The sequence below is a fragment of the Streptococcus sp. IsoGale022 genome (assembly GCF_031142805.1).
In the GTDB taxonomy this organism is placed as follows: Bacteria; Bacillota; Bacilli; order Lactobacillales; family Streptococcaceae; genus Streptococcus; species Streptococcus sanguinis_A.
On sequence record NZ_JAKZJI010000034.1, the window covers coordinates 1 to 1269 of the forward strand.

Consider the following 1269-nt stretch of genomic DNA (forward strand, 5'->3'; position numbering starts at 1 on the left):
TAAACAATGTAATTTGTAATAGCTTTCTCCAGCTCATCAAGCGATTGATAGCTCTTTTCATAACCGTAGAACATCTCAGATTTGAGGATACCAAAGAAGGATTCTATCATCCCATTGTCTGGGCTGTTGCCCTTGCGAGACATAGATGGGATAATTCCTTTCGCTTCTAAGAATTGATGGTAAGCTTGGTGCTGATACTGCCAGCCTTGGTCACTGTGGAGAATGGTTCCCTTGTAGGTTTCTGCAGGAAAAGCCTTGGCTAACATTGTTCTGACCTGGTTCAAGTCAGGTGAACGTGATAAGGTAAAAGAAATAATCTCGCTATTGTATCCATCCAAAACTGGGGCTAAATACAGCTTTCCATTGACGTTTGGCAAAGCAAATTCAGTCACATCTGTGTAGCACTTTTCGTAAGGCCTAGACCCTTCAAACTGACGCTGAATGAAGTTATCTGCCTTCTTACCAATCTCCCCCTTGTAAGAAGAATACTTCCGTTTCCGACGAATTCGAGCTTGCAGCCCCATCACCTGCATCAATCGCTGAACTTTCTTGTGATTGATATGAAAACCACGATTGAGAAGTTCAAAGTAGATCCGACGATAACCATAGTTTCCCTTGTGCTCATCATAAATCAATTGAATTTCAGCTTTTAACTCTTGATTCTTGTCTGGTTTGTCCAGCTGTTTTAGCTGGTAATAGTAAGTTGCACGAGAGAGTTTAGCGGCAGCTAGCAGGAAACTTAATCGGAATCCTCCCTTGACCATCTCTCTAATTGTCTCTGCTTTTCGCGCTGTAAGGCTTCGTCCCTTAAGCGTAACTCCCTCAACTTTTTTAGATAGACATTCTCCGTTCTAAGACGTTCGTTCTCTTCTTGGAGTCGCTCTAGTTCCGTCATTTCTTCCCAAGTTTTCTTTTTCTTACGTCCCATCTTTGGCGGTCTCCCTCTTTGTTTCTCAACAATAGTATACCCATTTTTCTTATATTGTGCCAGCCAATTGGAAAGTGTTCCCCTGTTAGGAAGGGCATGATCAAGCGAAACTTGGAGTCTGGACTGGCCGTCAATGAGCACTTTATGGATTATTTCTAGTTTTAATTCTGGAGAATAGTAAGTCTTCTTACCTCTCTTGACAATGCCTACCCCATGCCTATCAATCAGTCGAATCAGATATTCAATCCCTGACTGATGGATCTCAAATTGTTTTGATAATGATTTGATAGTTGCACCATTTTTTCGCAAGTGATAGATTTTAACCTTGTCTTCATAGCTTA

General features: G+C 41.4%; 1 protein-coding gene. It reads right to left on the reverse strand.

Annotated elements, in window-relative coordinates:
* A protein-coding gene (locus RG608_RS11475; RefSeq protein WP_308947000.1) for an IS3 family transposase occupies nt 1-1269 on the reverse strand; the annotation gives its coding sequence in 2 pieces (ribosomal slippage) (nt 1-814 and nt 814-1269; 1270 coding nt annotated over the 2 pieces). This gene is flagged as partial in the annotation.